The sequence below is a fragment of the Youngiibacter multivorans genome (assembly GCF_017873395.1).
Lineage (GTDB): Bacteria > Bacillota > Clostridia > Clostridiales > Clostridiaceae > Youngiibacter > Youngiibacter multivorans.
The window spans coordinates 40,741-56,498 of sequence record NZ_JAGGKC010000020.1 but is presented as its reverse complement, the minus strand read 5'-3'; the positions used below and the strand labels follow the sequence as shown (position 1 = coordinate 56,498).

Sequence of the window (15,758 nt, the reverse complement as noted above, 5' to 3'; positions counted from 1 at the left end):
GAGGCAGTGTCATGAGGATACTTTGCGCAGATATCGGAGGGACATCAATAAAGCTTGGGATAGTGACAGATGAGGGTGAAATCTTCGATTTCACTGAGGTGCCTACCGAGGGGAAAAAGGGCGGAGCAAGAGTCATTGAGAATCTGATTTCAGGCCTCCAGGCCTTCGAAGGCTACGATGCCATAGGCATTAGCACTGCAGGACAGGTAGACAGGAAAAAAGGAAGCATAATTTATGCCAATGACAACATTCCAGGCTATACCGGTACCCAAGTAAAGGATATACTTGAGAAGAGATTTAAGAAACCTGTTGAAGTCGAGAACGACGTAAACTGCGCAGCCCTTGGAGAAGGATGGCTGGGTGCCGGCAAAGGACTGTCTGACTACCTGTGCCTGACATATGGAACGGGTATAGGAGGAGCGATAATTCTCGGAGGAAAGCTATATAGAGGAATCGGGGGATCTGCCGGAGAATTCGGGCACATGATCCTGCATCCGGGTGGAAGAGATTGCAGCTGCGGTATGAAGGGATGCTATGAGGCATATGCTTCGGCAAGGCTTCTGGTGGAGATGGCTGCTAAAGCAGATCCAACTGTCACAAACGGAAGGGAGCTCTTCTCAAGGATATCAGAAGGCGATGGATTGATGAAAGGTGTCCTTGATGAGTGGTCGAGTGAGGCGGCGACGGGGCTTGCCAGCCTTGTGCACATCTTCAATCCACAGGCACTGATACTTGGCGGTGGAATCCTTGAACAGGATACAGCAGCGGAATCAATAGAGAAAAAGTCAAGGGAGCTCATCATGGAAAGCTTCCAGGGTGTGGCCTTCTTGAAGGCTATGCTCGGAAACAAGGCAGGTCTTTTCGGGGCAGCAACGCTACACATCAAATAGGGAGGACAGAAAATGCAGAACACCGATATTTTCTCCACTATCCACACCACTTACAATTCCTTCACTAACACGGAGAAGAAGGTTGCCGATCAGGTGATAAAGAACAGGACACAGGTCATATACATGTCCATAACCGACCTGGCGGACAGGTGCGGAGTAGGTGAATCAAGCATATTCAGGTTCTGCAAGACTCTGGGCTTCAAAGGCTACCAGGAATTCAAGATAGCCATGGCCCACAGCCTGAACTCAGAGGAAGAGACTCCCCAGATTGACAAGGAGATACTCAGGAACGACAGTCTCGAGGAGCTTTCAGCAAAGGTCAAGAACACCAACATCAGCGCTCTGGACGAGACACACAGCCTGATAGACTACTCGAATCTTGACAAGGCCGTGAGCCTGCTTGTAGCTGCTGACAGGATCAGGTTCTTCGGGGTAGGTGCATCACTTATCACCGCCATGGAGGGCTACAACAAGTTCCTGAGGATAACCAACAAATCAGAATTTACAGTTGACCAGCATCTGCAGGCCATGACCGCATCGCTCATGACTGATAGGGATGTAGCAGTCATAATATCATATTCCGGATCAACCAAGGATACCATCGAGGTAGCCCGTGCCGTAAAAGAGGCAGGAGCCAAGACAATCTGCATAACCAGGTTCGTGAAATCCCCGCTCACTGCATATTCGGATATCACGCTCCTTTGCGGAGCGAATGAAGGTCCTCTGCAGGGAGGTTCACTGTCGGCTAAGATTGCCCAGCTGTACCTTCTTGATGTGCTGTATTTCGAGTATTTCAAGCGAACCTTCGATATATCCGTGGCAAACAAGGAGAAGACAGCAAAGGCTGTCGTCGAGAAACTGCTTTAGGAGGAAAATATGAAGATAATAAAGGCAAAAGACTATAAGGACATGAGCAGGAAAGCTGCTAACATAATTTCGGCGCAGGTGATCCTGTATCCGAACAGCGTGCTTGGACTTGCTACTGGTTCATCTCCAATTGGAACATACGAGCAGCTGGTAGAATGGTTCAATAAAGGTGATGTTGACTTCTCATGTGTAAGGACAGTGAACCTGGACGAGTACAGGGGACTTGACGGATCCAATGAACAGAGCTACAGGCATTTCATGAATGAGCATCTCTTTGACCTTGTCAACATAGAAAAGTCTAAGACCTTCGTTCCAGATGGACTTGCTGAAAACCCTGTTGAAGAGTGTAAAAGATACGATGCACTCATCGAATCGCTTGGAGGAATTGACCTTCAGCTACTTGGAATAGGTCACAACGGACACATCGGCTTCAACGAGCCAAGCGAAGCCTTTGAAAAGACCACCCATCTGGTGGACCTGAAGCCTGAGACAATAGTAGCTAACACAAGGTTCTTTGAAAGTGCGGATGCTGTTCCAAAGCAGGCATATACCATGGGTATAAAGAGCATAATGCAGGCAAAGAAAATTGTGCTTATCGTAAGCAGTGAAGATAAGGCTGACATCCTTAAGAAGGCTCTGTACGGACCGGTTACCCCTGAGGTGCCGGGATCAATACTTCAGCTTCACCCTGACCTTACAGTCGTTACTTGCGGAATCTAAAAAATTACGAGTAAAGTGGAATAACAGGTACCATATGAGAATTTGAGGCAGCAGGCCCCGGACAGGGTCTGCCGCCTCAAATTTTTTTATATCCAGTGCGATAACCCAGCCATTTCCATGCTTACATAAAGGTAACTACTTTTAACTTCAATTTGGAGGATATATAATCAGGGAAAGGATTTTGGAGGTAGAGAAATGCTTGGAGAACAAAGACTAATAAGCTTCACTGAAGAGAATTATAGAAAAACGATAACTAAGGTAAATGACAGGATTTATCATTTCCTTGGCTTCAGTCATAGCAATGCTGTTGCAATCTTTGGGGATACTTCTGTAATTCTTGTGGATACTCTTGACAGTGATGAGTGTGCAGAGGACTTGAAGGCGGAGCTTCTTAAGATTACGGACAAGCCTGTTAAAACAATAATATATACCCATGGCCATCCGGACCACAGAGGAGGAGCTGGTGCTTTCCGTGATACTGCAGAAGAAATCATCGCATTCCTCCCACAAAAGCCTATCCTGAAATATTATGAAAGGCTGAATGACGTCCTGGCAAAAAGGGGAACCTATCAGCATGGATATGGATTGACCGATGAAGAGGCAATATGCCAGGGAATCGGCATACGTGAAGGCAAGGAAATCGGGAAGGGCAAGTATGACTTCATAAATCCTACAACAACATACAACGAGAAGACGATTGAAAGGGTAATCGATGGCGTGAAGATCAGGCTGGTCAGCGCTGTGGGTGAATCTGATGACCAAGTTTATATCTGGCTTGAGGACGACAGGGTCATTTGTACCGGCGACAATTACTACGGCTGCTGGCCGAACCTTTATGCCATAAGGGGAACTCAATACAGGGACATTGCAGCATGGATTGATTCCCTGAATGAAATTCTTTCCTATGAAGCGAGTGCGCTATTGCCTGGCCATACGAAACCTCTTATCGGTTATGACCAGATCCAGAATCATGTGGGGACTTTCAGGGATGCAATTGAATATGTCCTGTTTCAGACACTGGATTGCATGAACAGAGGCATGACGATGAGCGAGGCTGTAGAAAATGTAAAGTTGCCATCCACATACACTGAAAAGGACTATCTCGGTGAATATTATGGAACTGTAGAATGGGCGGTCAAAAGCGTATATACAGGCTACCTCGGGTGGTTTGATGGAAATCCTGTGAAGCTTATGCCTGTAAGTGACAGGGAATTCAACAAGGCTTTGCTTGATCTGATAGGCGTGGAAAAGCTGCTGGAAAAAATAAAAGGCTGCATGGAAAAGGAAGAGTATCAGCTGGCGCTGCAGCTGCTGGAGCTAACGGAAAATAATGACCTGAAAAAGGAAGCCCTGCTCATGCGTGCTAAGCAGATGACCTCAGCAAATGCCAGGCATTATCTGATTGCAAGCGCTAAAGAGTTTTAGGCTGAAGCTAATCTGAATTAGAATATACTATGTGAAGAAAGTCATGAAAGTGTTGTCATGACTTTCTTTATTTTTATCGTTTGTATTTCGCGAATATTTAGGACTGAAAGCATATAAGTTAGACATCATAGGTAACAGCAGAAATCCAAAATCTGCGAATACATTGATTTAAATGTTTTTAAGCCATACAATTTGAATGTAACAGTAAAAATGAATGTAACATTCAAATAATGGGGGTTATAGAAATGATAAAGAAAGAAGAGCTTCCGGTATGCCCGGTAGCTGCTACTGTAAATCTGATAGGCAGCAAGTGGAAACTCCTGATAATGAGAAACCTTCTTGGAAGGCCATGGCGCTTCAATGAATTGCACAAATCACTTGAGGGTATCAGCCAGAAGGTACTTACTGACAGCCTTCGCTCCATGGAGGCAGATGGTATCATTACACGGACTGTCTATCCTGAGGTGCCTCCGAGGGTGGAGTACTCACTGTCTGAGCTTGGAGAAACCATGCGTCCGATAATTAGTTCTTTGGAAGTTTGGGGAAAGGGATACCAGGACCTTGTTAACAAGCAGGCATGATTTGTAATTGGAGTAAGCTGATCTGACTGTAGAATGATAGATGATTTTTGCAGAATTCATAAGAGGTTTCCCGTGAATCATCTAAGTCATGGAGGAATGGAAATGAATTTTTCAATTGGCAACACGCGTGGGAGCGGAGTACTGGTTTCAAATCCTGTAAGAAGCTCTTGCCCGGTCTGTGGCAATGAAGGTGTTTCTGTCAGTGCAATGACTGTAGGACATCTGGTAACAGATGAGTTTAGAAATTTGGTTCTGGGTGATAAGTACAGGGTCTGCATGGCTAAGGATTGTGATGTTGTATATTTCGATAATGATAGTGAGGGTACATTTGTAAAGAACCAGGTAAGGGTACCAGTATGGTTCAAAAGAGATGCGAATCCGAAGTTTGCCTGCTACTGCAGCAAGGTTACTGAGGCTCAGGTAATCGAAGCTGTTGAACATGGTGCGAGAACTGTGTCTGAGGTGAATGCTGCAACAGGAACGATGAAAAATTCGAATTGCAGAGAAAATAATCCGCTTGGGGTATGCTGCCATAAAATAATCCAGGAAGCTATAGATAAGGCTAAGCTTGGAATAGTTAAAACTGACTAATCTGAAAAAATAAATCAGTAACCACCAGAAATAACTAATATGAAATACCAGAAAAACCTTTGATTGTAGCTGATGAGCTATAAATGATAGATCGCTTCCCAGAAACACAAAGGGCATTAAGTTATTTGACAACATAAATTAAAGGACTTTTTGTATTTACAACTGCATTTTACAAACTACTTTTGTTGATTGAGCAAGGAATAATAGTAATAGAGAAAGGATTTGAAAAAACTCAAATCCTTTCTCTTTATTATTTTTTGCTTTACGCCTGGTAAGGCCTTCTGTATAGGTCTGCTTTCTTCAATCCATTTTTTTTGGCCATAGGCAACCATGCTCTGCCACCCATGAAAAGATACAGACGTCTTGGGAAACTAATTGGGATGATGAAGTTGTCAATATTCTGAAAATCGCTTCTTCCAATATCTTCTGATATTGCTGTAAATGCATCGTTCAAGCTGTTCAGGGGCTTTTTAGTAGCAGATGAATTTCCCTGGCTTAGCAGAAGAGGTCCACCACCAACTAGAACTCCGAAGCGGAAATGCGCATTTATGTGCTGACAGAAGCTCCGAATCACTCTGACAGCTTCAAGGTTAACTTCAGGCTCAGGATATCCGCTGTTGACGATAGCATATACTTTAGTACCCTTTTCCGGCATGCCCTTCTGGATGTAGAACGTTTGTAAATCCTCAAGGTATTTGATCAGCATGCCGGGTAGACCGAACATGTAGAGGGGGAAAGCGATTATGACTGCGTCAGCATTCAGGATAGCTTCAAAGTCTGACTGAGTAGTATGGTTCTCCATGCTTTTCTGAACATCAATGATTATCCTGTTAGTCTGTACACCATTAAAGTGTGGTGAAGCTATGTCTATCAGGTGTCTTGACGTGGATGGTTCACCTACCTTTGGACTGCCATTGATGAGAACAATGTTTTTCATAACTCTCCACCAACCTTCCCAAGCTTTACCCTGCCCAAAGCTTCGGTAATGTCCCCGTCGGTTCCCTGATAAACCATGACATCAAAGCTTTTTCGATGTTTCATAGTGATGTCCTTGAATAGCTGTACATCCTCTGCAGAGAGCTGGTTTCCATAACCTAATACGATCTGCTTCGGATGTTCCTCATATCTCACTGCATTACCGGTTGATCCATCAGATCTCGTTAACATAAACGGGAGTTCGTTCTGGAGCAACCTGTCGATGATGTTCTTTATGTTTGAACTGTAGTGCCCGAAAATAACGGGACTCATATATACTACAACATCACTGTCCATAAAGCTTTGGCTGATTTTTCTCATCAAGTCGCTTTTACGCACTCACCAGGTGTTTTTGTCCAACATTCGAAACATCCGCTGCAATATGCAAGGTCATCGCTTCCTACATCGATCATATTCGCATCAAGCCCTTTGCCATTAAGAAACGTAGCCGTAAGCTCACTAAGTTTCTGGTATAGTTCTGTCTTGTGCTCATTATCGGAAATAACAGTAGCCTTCATGAATCTCCTTTCTTAACGCCGTGCGTTAAAAAACTTTGGCACGAATGACAATTTTTCGTTGCAACCATAAAACAATGACAGCTAAATCGGGTATTTGAGCGGTGATTTCCGCTTTTAATTGTGCCTGTACCACCTGTTAAAGACTGAATCATACATGAAAACATCAATCGGCAGCTTTGTGCATGTCAGTATATGCCTTATGCTACAGTGCGCAAATCCAGAAATCAGTAACCAGATGTAAGAACATTAGAGTAAGAACAGGTGCATGCGTAAGGATAATGCTATTACAGTGTATAGGCTCCAACAATAGTATAGCACTATGATTTTTTTGAGTATGAAAATTTTGGGAATTTTCTGACAAACAATTATTACATTGTTAAACTTATTACTACTGAATTAAATTGTAGATTGATAGATTTTGACTGGCGGGGAATATGCTTATGAGCGAAAGGCTGGGATTTTTGTTGTTCCGATAGGTTGCATCAGGGATTAGTGGCAAACGGAAAACAAATCATGGATACAGACAGTGAGAATTGGTAAAATCATTGTATAAGAATAAGATAATTAATTTGGAGGTATAAAATGAAGCTTGGAGTAATCATTGAAACGAAGGAATTTGAGAAATCATGGAATGCAATGAGGTTTGCTGTTACTGCAAAGAAGAAGGGGCATGAGGTCAAGGTATTCCTTATGGGTGAAGGAGTAGAGATAGAATATCTTACCCATGAGAAGTATGATGTAGCTGCGCAGGTGAAGGCATTTGATGAGCTTGAAGGGGAGATACTGGCATGCGGGACCTGCCTGAAGTCAAGGGGGATGAATGGAACTGATGTATGCCCGATCAACACCATAATCTGAAAATTATGTTGACAATATGGGAACATCCTGCAATAATATGTGTTAATTCAATATCAAATAAACCTAAGACGTGGGGATAAAAACAGACCGTGCACTTACAGAGAACCGGGTAAGCTGAGATTCCGGCAGAACGCAGACTGTTAAATGGGCCACCGAGGGCGCAGCGAAAAGAGAAATCTTAGTATCCTGTGACGTAGGGCATACGTAAGTTGCCGGGGATATGTCAGTATCCCGCAAAAGATTGCACAGGCTTATTTCTCATACCTGTGTGAAGCAAGGTGGCACCGTGGGTTACGCCCGCCCTTGACAGTGATTGTCAAGGGCGGGCTTTTTTATTTGGAGGTGTAAAGATGTACAGACCAGGAATTGAAGAAGCAAGGAAACTAGCTGAAGAATACAGGAGAATCCCAGTGAGTCGTGAGATACTTTCGGATATCAGGACTCCAATGGAGGTCCTGTCAGCGCTGATGGCTAAAAGCAGGCACTGCTTCATACTCGAAAGCATGGAGAATCCGGAGAACTGGGGTCGGTACACTTTCCTGGGCTTCGATCCGAAGCTTGAGATATCCTGTATGGATGGGAACCTCAAGGTCACAGGCGAAGATGGATATGAGAAATTTACTATGGAGCCGGGCAAGCACATCAGGAGAATCCTTATGGAGAATGAAAGCCCAAGGCTTCAATACCTGCCGCCTTTTTCAGGAGGTCTGGTTGGATATTTCTCCTACGATTACCTTAAGTACCAGGAAAGAAGCCTTAGCTTGGATGCAAGGGATGAGGAGGGGCTGAAGGATGTGGACCTTATGCTCTTTGACAAGGTCATAGCATTTGACAACCTGAGGCAGAAGATTTCTGTGATAGTCAGCTTCGACTCAAAGGATAAGGAGGAGGGCTATGCAAATGCCTGCAGGGAGATTGAAGATATCATCGAAATCGTAAAAAACGGTGAGAAGGCAGTGGGGCCAAAACTAAGGCTTAAGTCAGGATTTAGCCAGATGCATGATGAGACTGAGTTCTGCAGCATGGTCGAGAAGGCAAAGGAGCATATCAGGGAAGGGGACATTTTCCAGGTAGTACTGTCTAACAGGATGCATGCAGAGGCTGAGGGAAGTCTCCTTGACACATACAGGATGCTTCGCACCACCAACCCGTCACCATACATGTTCTATCTTGGAAGCGATGATATGGAAATAGCCGGAGCTTCTCCGGAGACTCTCGTAACATTGAGGGATGGGGTGCTTAAGACATTCCCACTGGCAGGCACAAGGCCGAGGGGTAAGGATTCAGCTGAGGATGAACGGCTGACTGAGGAGCTCTTATCTGACAAAAAGGAACTTTCGGAGCACAACATGCTTGTGGACCTTGGAAGAAATGACCTTGGGAGGATAAGTGAGTTCGGGACAGTGGAGGTCCTGGATTATCTGGAGGTTCTTAAGTTCTCGCATGTCATGCATATTGGGTCAACGGTAAAAGGAAAGATAAGGAAAGAACTTGGCGCAATGGATGCCATCGAGGCTGTGCTCCCGGCAGGTACGCTGTCAGGTGCACCGAAGATCAGGGCATGCGAGATAATAAACGAGCTTGAGGACTGCAAGAGGGGACTGTACGGAGGAGCCATAGGCTATCTGGACTTTTCAGGGAACATGGATACCTGCATAGCCATAAGGACAGCCTTCAAGAAGAACGGGAAGGTCTTTGTAAGGTCTGGCGCAGGAATTGTAGCGGACAGTGTCCCGGAATCAGAATACATGGAATGCGCGAACAAGGCGAGGGCAGTGATCGAAGCCATAAAAGGCTCACAGGAGGTTTGAGATGATACTTCTTATTGACAACTATGACAGCTTTTCTTACAACCTGTTCCAGCTGATAGGCTCAATAGATCCGGATGTTCAGGTAGTGCGGAATGATGCCGTGACCGTATTGGATATAGAAAGGATGAACCCAAGGTCTATCATAATATCGCCGGGCCCGGGAAAGCCGTCTGATGCAGGAATATGCATCGAAGTGGTAAGGCATTTTGCAGGCAGGGTACCTATACTGGGAGTATGCCTCGGACATCAGGCAATATGCGAGGCATTCGGGGCCACCGTATCCTATGCAAAAGAGCTCATGCATGGAAAGCAGTCGGAAATCACAGTTGATAACAGCTGCATTCTTTTCAGGGATCTGCCTGGAAAGATTGAGGCAGCAAGGTATCATTCACTGGCAGCGCTTGGAGACACGATTCCGGATGAGCTGGTAGTGACGGCAAGGACAGAGGATGGAGAAATCATGGCAGTTAGACACAAGAGCTTCAGCGTATATGGAGTCCAGTTCCATCCCGAATCAATACTTACTCCCATGGGAAGGACGATACTCCTGAATTTTCTTGGAGGGACAAACAAATGATAAAAGAAGCAATAGGAATGCTAATGGACGGGAAGGACCTGGATGACGAAATGGCAAGGTCCGCCATGGAAGAGATCATGGACGGAGTTGCCACTCCGTCGCAGATCGGAAGCTTCCTCACTGCCATAAGGCTTAAAGGGGAAAGTGTAGAGGAGATTACTTCGTTTGCCGAGGTCATGAGGGAAAAGGCACTTAAGGTCAGGTCTGAACTTGCTGCCATGGATATTGTGGGAACAGGAGGAGACCTTGCAGGTACGTTCAACATATCAACCACTACTGCATTTGTAGTGGCAGCTGCCGGTGTAAGGGTTGCAAAGCACGGCAACAGGGGTGTTTCAAGCAAGAGTGGTGCAGCAGACGTACTTGAGTGCCTTGGTGTCAACATTGCAACAAGCTGCGAAAGGGCTGCAGAAATACTCGACGAGCACGGAATATGCTTCATGTTCGCGCCCAGCTACCATTCATCGATGAAGCATGCGGCTCCTGTTCGAAGGGAGCTTGGAATCAGGACGGTTTTCAATATTCTCGGGCCTCTTGCCAACCCTGCAGGAGCAAAGCTCCAGCTTATGGGCGTTTATCATGAGGACCTGGTGGAGCCTCTGGCAAGGGTTCTTTCAAACCTTGGAGTGGAGAGAGGGATGGTGATCTGCGGAGGAGACGGATTGGATGAGGCTACACTTACTACAACCACAAAGTTCTGTGAGATCAGGGATGGAGTTCTGACCACCGGAACAATCGACCCACGTGAGCTTGGCTTTAAGCTTTGCATGCCTGAGGACCTTGTCGGAGGACATCCTGAAGAGAATGCTGTGATAACCGAACGGATCCTTTCAGGACTGGAGAGAGGCCCCAAAAGAGATGTGGTGCTCTTAAACGCAGCGCTTTGCCTGTACATTGCAGGAACAGCGGACACTGTCAGGGAAGGCATCCTCATGGCTGCAGAAACAATAGACAGTGGAGCTGCGATTGAAAAGTTGAAGTCCCTCATTGCAGCATCTCAGGTGACTTCAGCATGATACTCCAGAAGATAGCTGACAGGACAAGGGAAAGGGTTAGAGAGCTTATGTTGGTGAAACCTCTTGAAAAAGTCATGGCTGAGGCAACTGCCATGGATCCGGATACGGGGTATCCTTTTGAAGAGGTTCTCAAGGCCCCAGGTATATCGTTCATCTGTGAAGTAAAGAAGGCGTCACCGTCAAAAGGGGTAATCGCTCACGATTTCGACCATCTGGCAATAGCGATTGAATACGAGAAGGCTGGGGCCACCGCCATTTCAGTGCTGACTGAGCCCTTCTGGTTCATGGGAAGTGACGAGTATCTGAGAGATATAGCAAAGAAAGTCGGGATCCCTGTCCTCAGGAAGGACTTCACTGTCAGCAGCTACCAGATTTATGAGGCAAAGGTTTTGGGTGCATCTGCAGTCCTACTTATCTGTTCTCTCCTGGACGAGAAGACGCTTTCAGAATACATAGGTATTGCTCACTCTTTAGGGCTATCAGCACTTGTAGAGGTCCATGACGAGAAGGAAGTAAGGTCTGCAGTAAATGCCGGCGCAAGGGTTATAGGGGTAAACAACAGGGACCTCAAGACCTTCGAGGTTGACATCGACACAAGCGTAAGGCTTAGGAAGCTTGTGCCGCCTGGAATAGTATTTGTGTCTGAAAGTGGTATAAGGACAAGGGAGGACATTGAGATGCTCGAAAATATCGGGACTGACGCAGTCCTGATTGGAGAGACTCTCATGAGGAGTCCTGACAAGAAGACAGAACTTCAGAAGCTTAAGGGGATGAAGATATGACAAGGCTAAAGATATGCGGCCTTTTCAGGGAAGAGGATATTGGTTATGCAAATGAAGTGCATCCGGAATATGCAGGCTTTGTGTTTGCAAGGAGCAAAAGGCAGGTTAGCCGGGAAAATGCAAAGGAGCTAAGGAAGCTGCTCGATCCTTCGATAGCCACAGTTGGAGTCTTCGTGGATGAAGAAATCGAAAGGATTCTTGAGATTCTGTCAGATGAGACGATATCAATGGTGCAGCTCCATGGACATGAGGATGAGGAATATATCTCAAGGCTCAGGGAAAAGACAGATGCTGTCATCATAAAGGCGGTAAGACCTGTGAGCAGGGAAGATGTTCGGAATGCTGAATCAAGCACCGCTGACTATATCCTTTTCGACAGCGGAGCCGGAACCGGGAAGACATTTGACTGGAGCATTCTTGAGGGCTTCAGCAGGGAGTATTTCCTTGCAGGAGGACTCAATTCAGGAAACATAAGGGATGCAATGGAAGCAATCAATCCATTTGCGGTTGACCTTTCAAGCGGAGTCGAGACAGACGGGCTTAAGGATTTGGAAAAGATGAAGAAGATAAGGAGGATGGTAAGTAATGGGTGACGGAAGATTCGGAATACACGGCGGTCAATATGTCCCTGAAACTCTGATGAATGAGATAATAAATCTGGAGAAGGCATATAGGGAAGCAATGGCGGACCCGAATTTCGTAAGCGAGCTTGAAGCGCTCCTGAAGGATTATGCAGGACGTCCATCCCTTCTTTATTTCGCGAAAAAGATGACAGAGGACCTGGGAGGGGCGAAGATCTATCTCAAGAGGGAGGATTTGAACCATACTGGTTCCCACAAGATAAACAATGTGCTGGGTCAGGTGCTTCTTGCCAAACGGATGGGAAAGACAAGGGTAATAGCCGAGACTGGTGCAGGACAGCATGGAGTTGCCACGGCTACTGCAGCGGCGCTTCTTGGGCTTGAGTGCGAGATATTCATGGGCAGGGAGGATACGGTAAGGCAGGCCCTCAATGTATACAGGATGAAGCTACTGGGAGCAACTGTCCATGAGGTCACAAGCGGTACCATGACCTTGAAGGATGCTGTCAACGAGACAATGAGGGAGTGGACGAGAAGGGTCCACGACACTCATTATGTCATAGGCTCTGTAATGGGACCTCATCCGTTTCCTGAGATGGTGGGGGATTTCCAGAGCATTATCAGCAGGGAGGCAAGGGAGCAGATACTCAAATCTGAAGGAAAGCTTCCTGATATGGTAGTCGCATGCGTTGGCGGCGGCAGCAATGCCATGGGTATGTTCCGGAATTTCATATCTGATGAAGGTGTAGAGCTTGTGGGCTGTGAGGCAGCCGGAAGAGGCATTTCCAGCGACATGCATGCTGCAACCCTTTCAACCGGGACAGTCGGCGTATTCCATGGGATGAAGTCCTATTTCTGCCAGGATGACGAAGGTCAGATAGCACCTGTATATTCTATTTCGGCAGGCCTTGATTATCCCGGGATAGGACCCGAGCATGCCGACCTGTTCGACAGGGGACGTGCAAAATATGTTCCAGTAACTGACGACGAGGCAGTTGCTGCTTTCGAATATCTCGCAAAAACAGAGGGTATAATCTGCGCCATAGAGAGCGCACATGCGGTGGCTTATGCAATGAAGGCAGCACCAGGTATGCCGAAGGATTCGATAATGATCATATGCCTTTCAGGAAGAGGAGACAAGGATGTGGCTGCTATAGCAAGGTACAAGGGGGTGGACCTTCATGACGAGGATTGATAAGGCATTTGAAAACAAGAAGGCATTCATAGGCTTCCTTACAGCAGGCGACCCCGGTATTGATAAGAGCCTGGAGTTCATACTTGAAATGGAGAAGGCAGGAGCTGACCTTGTTGAGATAGGCATACCATTTTCAGATCCCATGGCTGAGGGACCGGTCATCCAGGAAGCGAACATCAGAGCGCTGAAGGCAGGAACTGACCTTACAAAGGTATTCCAGCTGGTTGAGAAAGTAAGGAAGGTATCAGAGATACCTCTGGTATTCCTGACTTATCTTAATCCTGTTTTCAAGACTGGCTATCAGGAGTTTTTTGGAAGATGCAGAAAGTCAGGAGTTGACGGGATCATAATACCCGACCTGCCATTCGAGGAAAAGGGCGAGGTAGCTGGAATAGCTAAAGAAAATGGCATAGACATCATTTCCCTGATAGCCCCTACCTCAGAGAAGAGGATAAGGATGATTGCAGAGAAGTCATCAGGGTTCCTGTACATAGTCTCATCAATGGGAGTAACCGGTGTAAGGAGCGAGATAAGGACTGACCTGAAATCCATAGTTGAAGCGGCACGGGATGCAACGGAGACTAAGATCGCAGTTGGATTCGGGATAAGCAGTCCGGATCAGGCAAAAGAGATATCATCATACGCCGATGGCGTTATCGTCGGCAGCGCCATTGTGAAGCTGATAGCTGAACATGGTGAGGATGCCGGAAAATACATTTATGACTACGTCAGGTCTATGAAGGAAGCCTTAAGGTGATGAAATGATTATGAATGTGAATGGAATAGACATATTCTATGAGAAAACAGGTGAAGGCAGGCCAGTTGTCCTTCTTCACGGAAATGGCGAGGACCATGGCATTTTCGATGTTCTTTCCGAAGAGCTGTCAATTGACCATGGTGTGTATGCCATGGACAGCAGGGGACATGGAAAAAGCAGCAAGGTAAGCGAACTGTCATACGATAGCATGGCAGAGGACACTGCAGGCCTCATAAGGAAGCTTGGATTAGACAGACCCTTCGTGTACGGCTTCAGTGATGGTGGAATAGTAGCTCTGCTGCTTGCTTTGAGGCATCCGGAGCTAACCTCAGGAATTGCCGTCAGCGGAGCGAATCTTAATCCTGATGGAGTCAAAGGGAAATACATCAGAATGTTCAGGATCATCCATTTTTTTACAAGAAGCAGAAAGGTAAAGATGATGCTCACACAGCCTGACATTAAAGACGAGGAGCTGGAGAAGATCGAAGTGCCAACACTAGTCATCGCTGGAAAAAGCGATATCATAAAGGAAGAGCACACTCGGCATATAGCGGGGTGCATCAGGAATTCAAGGCTCGTGATCCTGGAGGGTGAAGGCCATGCCAGCTACGTGGTGCACAGCAGGAAGCTATACGGGATACTGAAGCCCTTTCTCGATAGAGTTGAGGAGTGAAGAATGTGGATGAAGGAAGAAAGTAAGTCTAAAATGAGAGAACCGGGAATGTGCATGGCGCATTTTCCGGTTCTCTATATTTTCATGTAATCCTGAGCTTCAGGTCTTCAACCATGCTTCTTGTTTCCTTGATATCATCTCTCACTTCATCAAAGCTCATCCTTGCCACTCCGATGAAGAGAATGTCAACTATTGTAAGCTGGGCCATCCTTGAGACTATGGCTCCGGTCCTGTAGTTCTTTTCTTCAGCTATGGTATGGAAATCCATATCTGCAAGCTGAGATATCGGATTCCTGCCAAGCTTCGTTATGCTAATTATGGTTGCTCCCTTGCTCTTAGCCTTCTCCAGGGCCTTGAAGACCTCCATGGAGCTGCCGCTGTTGGAGATTCCTATGGCAAGGTCTCCCTTCTTCAGGTGCACAGAAGAAGCAAGCTGGCTGTGGGTATCCTTGTAGAATATGGAGTCCTTTCCTATCCTCATGAGCTTCAGCTGGAAGTCCTCTGCAACAAGTGCCGACTGTCCTACTCCGAAGAAATAGACCCTTTCTGACTTTATTATGGCATCAACTGCTCTGGCTACCATTTCTGCATTGAGGCTTCCGGCAGTATCGAGAATTGCCTTGGAGTTTCCTGAGCTGATCTTATCGATGATCTCATCCATGGAGTCACTCTTTTCTACTGCCTCATATACTGTTGTTCCGCTTTCCGACTCCTTGAGATACTCAAGGAAGCCGAGTCTGAACTCCACAAAGCTCTGGTATCCCAGCTTCTTTGCGAACCTGACTATGCTGGCCGTACTTGTGCCAACGCTGTCAGCAAACTCCTTTACGTTGAATTTTGGTATCTTCGATTCGTTTTCCAGTATGTAGTCTGCAATCTTTTCCTCCGATTTGGAGAAGCCGGCTCGCATCTGCTCGATTCTCAGGAATCCAGCCATCAAA

General features: G+C 46.3%; 19 protein-coding genes. 15 read left to right on the top strand and 4 right to left on the bottom strand.

The features are described from left to right. The first annotated feature begins 11 nt into the window (after nt 1-11). The 6 genes from J2Z34_RS11730 (at nt 12) to J2Z34_RS11705 (ending at nt 5,074) form a co-directional block, all read left to right on the top strand. Nucleotides 12-890: an ROK family protein gene (locus J2Z34_RS11730; RefSeq protein ID WP_209460054.1), complete on the top strand. Its 879-nt coding sequence runs from the start codon at nt 12-14 to the stop codon at nt 888-890. 12 nt (nt 891-902) lie between these two features. Then, nucleotides 903-1,757, top strand: coding sequence for a MurR/RpiR family transcriptional regulator (locus J2Z34_RS11725; protein WP_209460053.1), 855 nt, complete (start codon nt 903-905; stop codon nt 1,755-1,757). 9 nt (nt 1,758-1,766) lie between these two features. Next, complete coding sequence (gene nagB / locus J2Z34_RS11720; RefSeq protein WP_209460052.1) at nt 1,767-2,477, top strand: glucosamine-6-phosphate deaminase; 711 nt, start codon at nt 1,767-1,769, stop codon at nt 2,475-2,477. 195 nt (nt 2,478-2,672) lie between these two features. Next, nucleotides 2,673-3,902 carry an alkyl/aryl-sulfatase gene (locus J2Z34_RS11715; protein WP_209460051.1) on the top strand — a complete coding sequence of 410 codons (1,230 nt, stop codon included), beginning with the start codon at nt 2,673-2,675 and terminating at the stop codon, nt 3,900-3,902. A gap of 245 nt (nt 3,903-4,147) precedes the next feature. After that, nucleotides 4,148-4,483, top strand: a complete 336-nt coding sequence (locus J2Z34_RS11710) for a winged helix-turn-helix transcriptional regulator (RefSeq protein ID WP_209460050.1) — start codon at nt 4,148-4,150, stop codon at nt 4,481-4,483. A 102-nt stretch (nt 4,484-4,585) separates the two neighbouring features. After that, nucleotides 4,586-5,074 (top strand): Csac_0668 family 2Fe-2S cluster-binding (seleno)protein, encoded by a 489-nt coding sequence (locus J2Z34_RS11705; protein WP_209460049.1) that lies wholly within the window; start codon nt 4,586-4,588, stop codon nt 5,072-5,074. Between the two features lie 262 nt (nt 5,075-5,336). Here J2Z34_RS11705 and J2Z34_RS11700 read toward each other — a convergent pair whose 3' ends face one another. From J2Z34_RS11700 to J2Z34_RS17620, 3 genes are read right to left on the bottom strand one after another with little or no spacing between them, the layout of a single operon-like run. Then, nucleotides 5,337-6,011: an NAD(P)H-dependent oxidoreductase gene (locus J2Z34_RS11700; protein WP_209460048.1), complete on the bottom strand. Its 675-nt coding sequence runs from the start codon at nt 6,009-6,011 to the stop codon at nt 5,337-5,339. Further along, complete coding sequence (locus J2Z34_RS17625) at nt 6,008-6,370, bottom strand: NAD(P)H-dependent oxidoreductase (RefSeq protein WP_245250694.1); 363 nt, start codon at nt 6,368-6,370, stop codon at nt 6,008-6,010. Before J2Z34_RS17625 ends, J2Z34_RS11700 begins: the two co-directional genes overlap by 4 nt. Beyond that, on the bottom strand, nt 6,370-6,567 hold the full coding sequence (locus tag J2Z34_RS17620; RefSeq protein ID WP_245250686.1) for a hypothetical protein: 198 nt from the start codon (nt 6,565-6,567) through the stop codon (nt 6,370-6,372). Before J2Z34_RS17620 ends, J2Z34_RS17625 begins: the two co-directional genes overlap by 1 nt. Nucleotides 6,568-7,149: 582 nt before the next feature. Between J2Z34_RS17620 and J2Z34_RS11690 the strand changes: the two genes are divergently transcribed. The 9 genes from J2Z34_RS11690 to J2Z34_RS11650 all read left to right on the top strand — a co-directional run bounded on the left by J2Z34_RS11690 (nt 7,150) and on the right by J2Z34_RS11650 (nt 14,817). Next, nucleotides 7,150-7,425, top strand: coding sequence for a DsrE family protein (locus J2Z34_RS11690; RefSeq protein ID WP_209460047.1), 276 nt, complete (start codon nt 7,150-7,152; stop codon nt 7,423-7,425). A 350-nt stretch (nt 7,426-7,775) separates the two neighbouring features. Beyond that, on the top strand, nt 7,776-9,236 hold the full coding sequence (gene trpE, locus J2Z34_RS11685; protein WP_209460046.1) for an anthranilate synthase component I: 1,461 nt from the start codon (nt 7,776-7,778) through the stop codon (nt 9,234-9,236). Between the two features lies 1 nt (nt 9,237). Beyond that, a complete protein-coding gene (locus J2Z34_RS11680) occupies nt 9,238-9,813 on the top strand; it encodes an anthranilate synthase component II (RefSeq protein WP_209460045.1) in 576 nt (191 codons plus the stop codon). Further along, entirely contained in the window at nt 9,810-10,829 is a 1,020-nt protein-coding gene (gene trpD, locus J2Z34_RS11675; RefSeq protein ID WP_209460044.1) for an anthranilate phosphoribosyltransferase, read from the top strand. Before J2Z34_RS11680 ends, trpD begins: the two co-directional genes overlap by 4 nt. Then, nucleotides 10,826-11,611 (top strand): indole-3-glycerol phosphate synthase TrpC, encoded by a 786-nt coding sequence (gene trpC / locus J2Z34_RS11670; protein WP_209460043.1) that lies wholly within the window; start codon nt 10,826-10,828, stop codon nt 11,609-11,611. The genes trpD and trpC overlap by 4 nt, the downstream gene beginning before the upstream one ends. Next, the gene (locus tag J2Z34_RS11665) at nt 11,608-12,204 is read left to right on the top strand and encodes a phosphoribosylanthranilate isomerase (protein ID WP_209460042.1); all 597 of its coding nucleotides are present in this window, start codon (nt 11,608-11,610) and stop codon (nt 12,202-12,204) included. Before trpC ends, J2Z34_RS11665 begins: the two co-directional genes overlap by 4 nt. Continuing rightward, nucleotides 12,197-13,387, top strand: a complete 1,191-nt coding sequence (trpB, locus tag J2Z34_RS11660; protein ID WP_209460041.1) for a tryptophan synthase subunit beta — start codon at nt 12,197-12,199, stop codon at nt 13,385-13,387. The genes J2Z34_RS11665 and trpB overlap by 8 nt, the downstream gene beginning before the upstream one ends. Continuing rightward, entirely contained in the window at nt 13,374-14,144 is a 771-nt protein-coding gene (gene trpA / locus J2Z34_RS11655) for a tryptophan synthase subunit alpha (protein ID WP_209460040.1), read from the top strand. Before trpB ends, trpA begins: the two co-directional genes overlap by 14 nt. A gap of 4 nt (nt 14,145-14,148) precedes the next feature. Further along, nucleotides 14,149-14,817, top strand: a complete 669-nt coding sequence (locus J2Z34_RS11650; protein ID WP_209460039.1) for an alpha/beta fold hydrolase — start codon at nt 14,149-14,151, stop codon at nt 14,815-14,817. A gap of 82 nt (nt 14,818-14,899) precedes the next feature. Here the strand turns inward: J2Z34_RS11650 and J2Z34_RS11645 are convergent, their stop codons facing one another. After that, on the bottom strand, nt 14,900-15,754 hold the full coding sequence (locus J2Z34_RS11645; protein ID WP_209460038.1) for a MurR/RpiR family transcriptional regulator: 855 nt from the start codon (nt 15,752-15,754) through the stop codon (nt 14,900-14,902). Nucleotides 15,755-15,758: the final 4 nt, after the last annotated feature.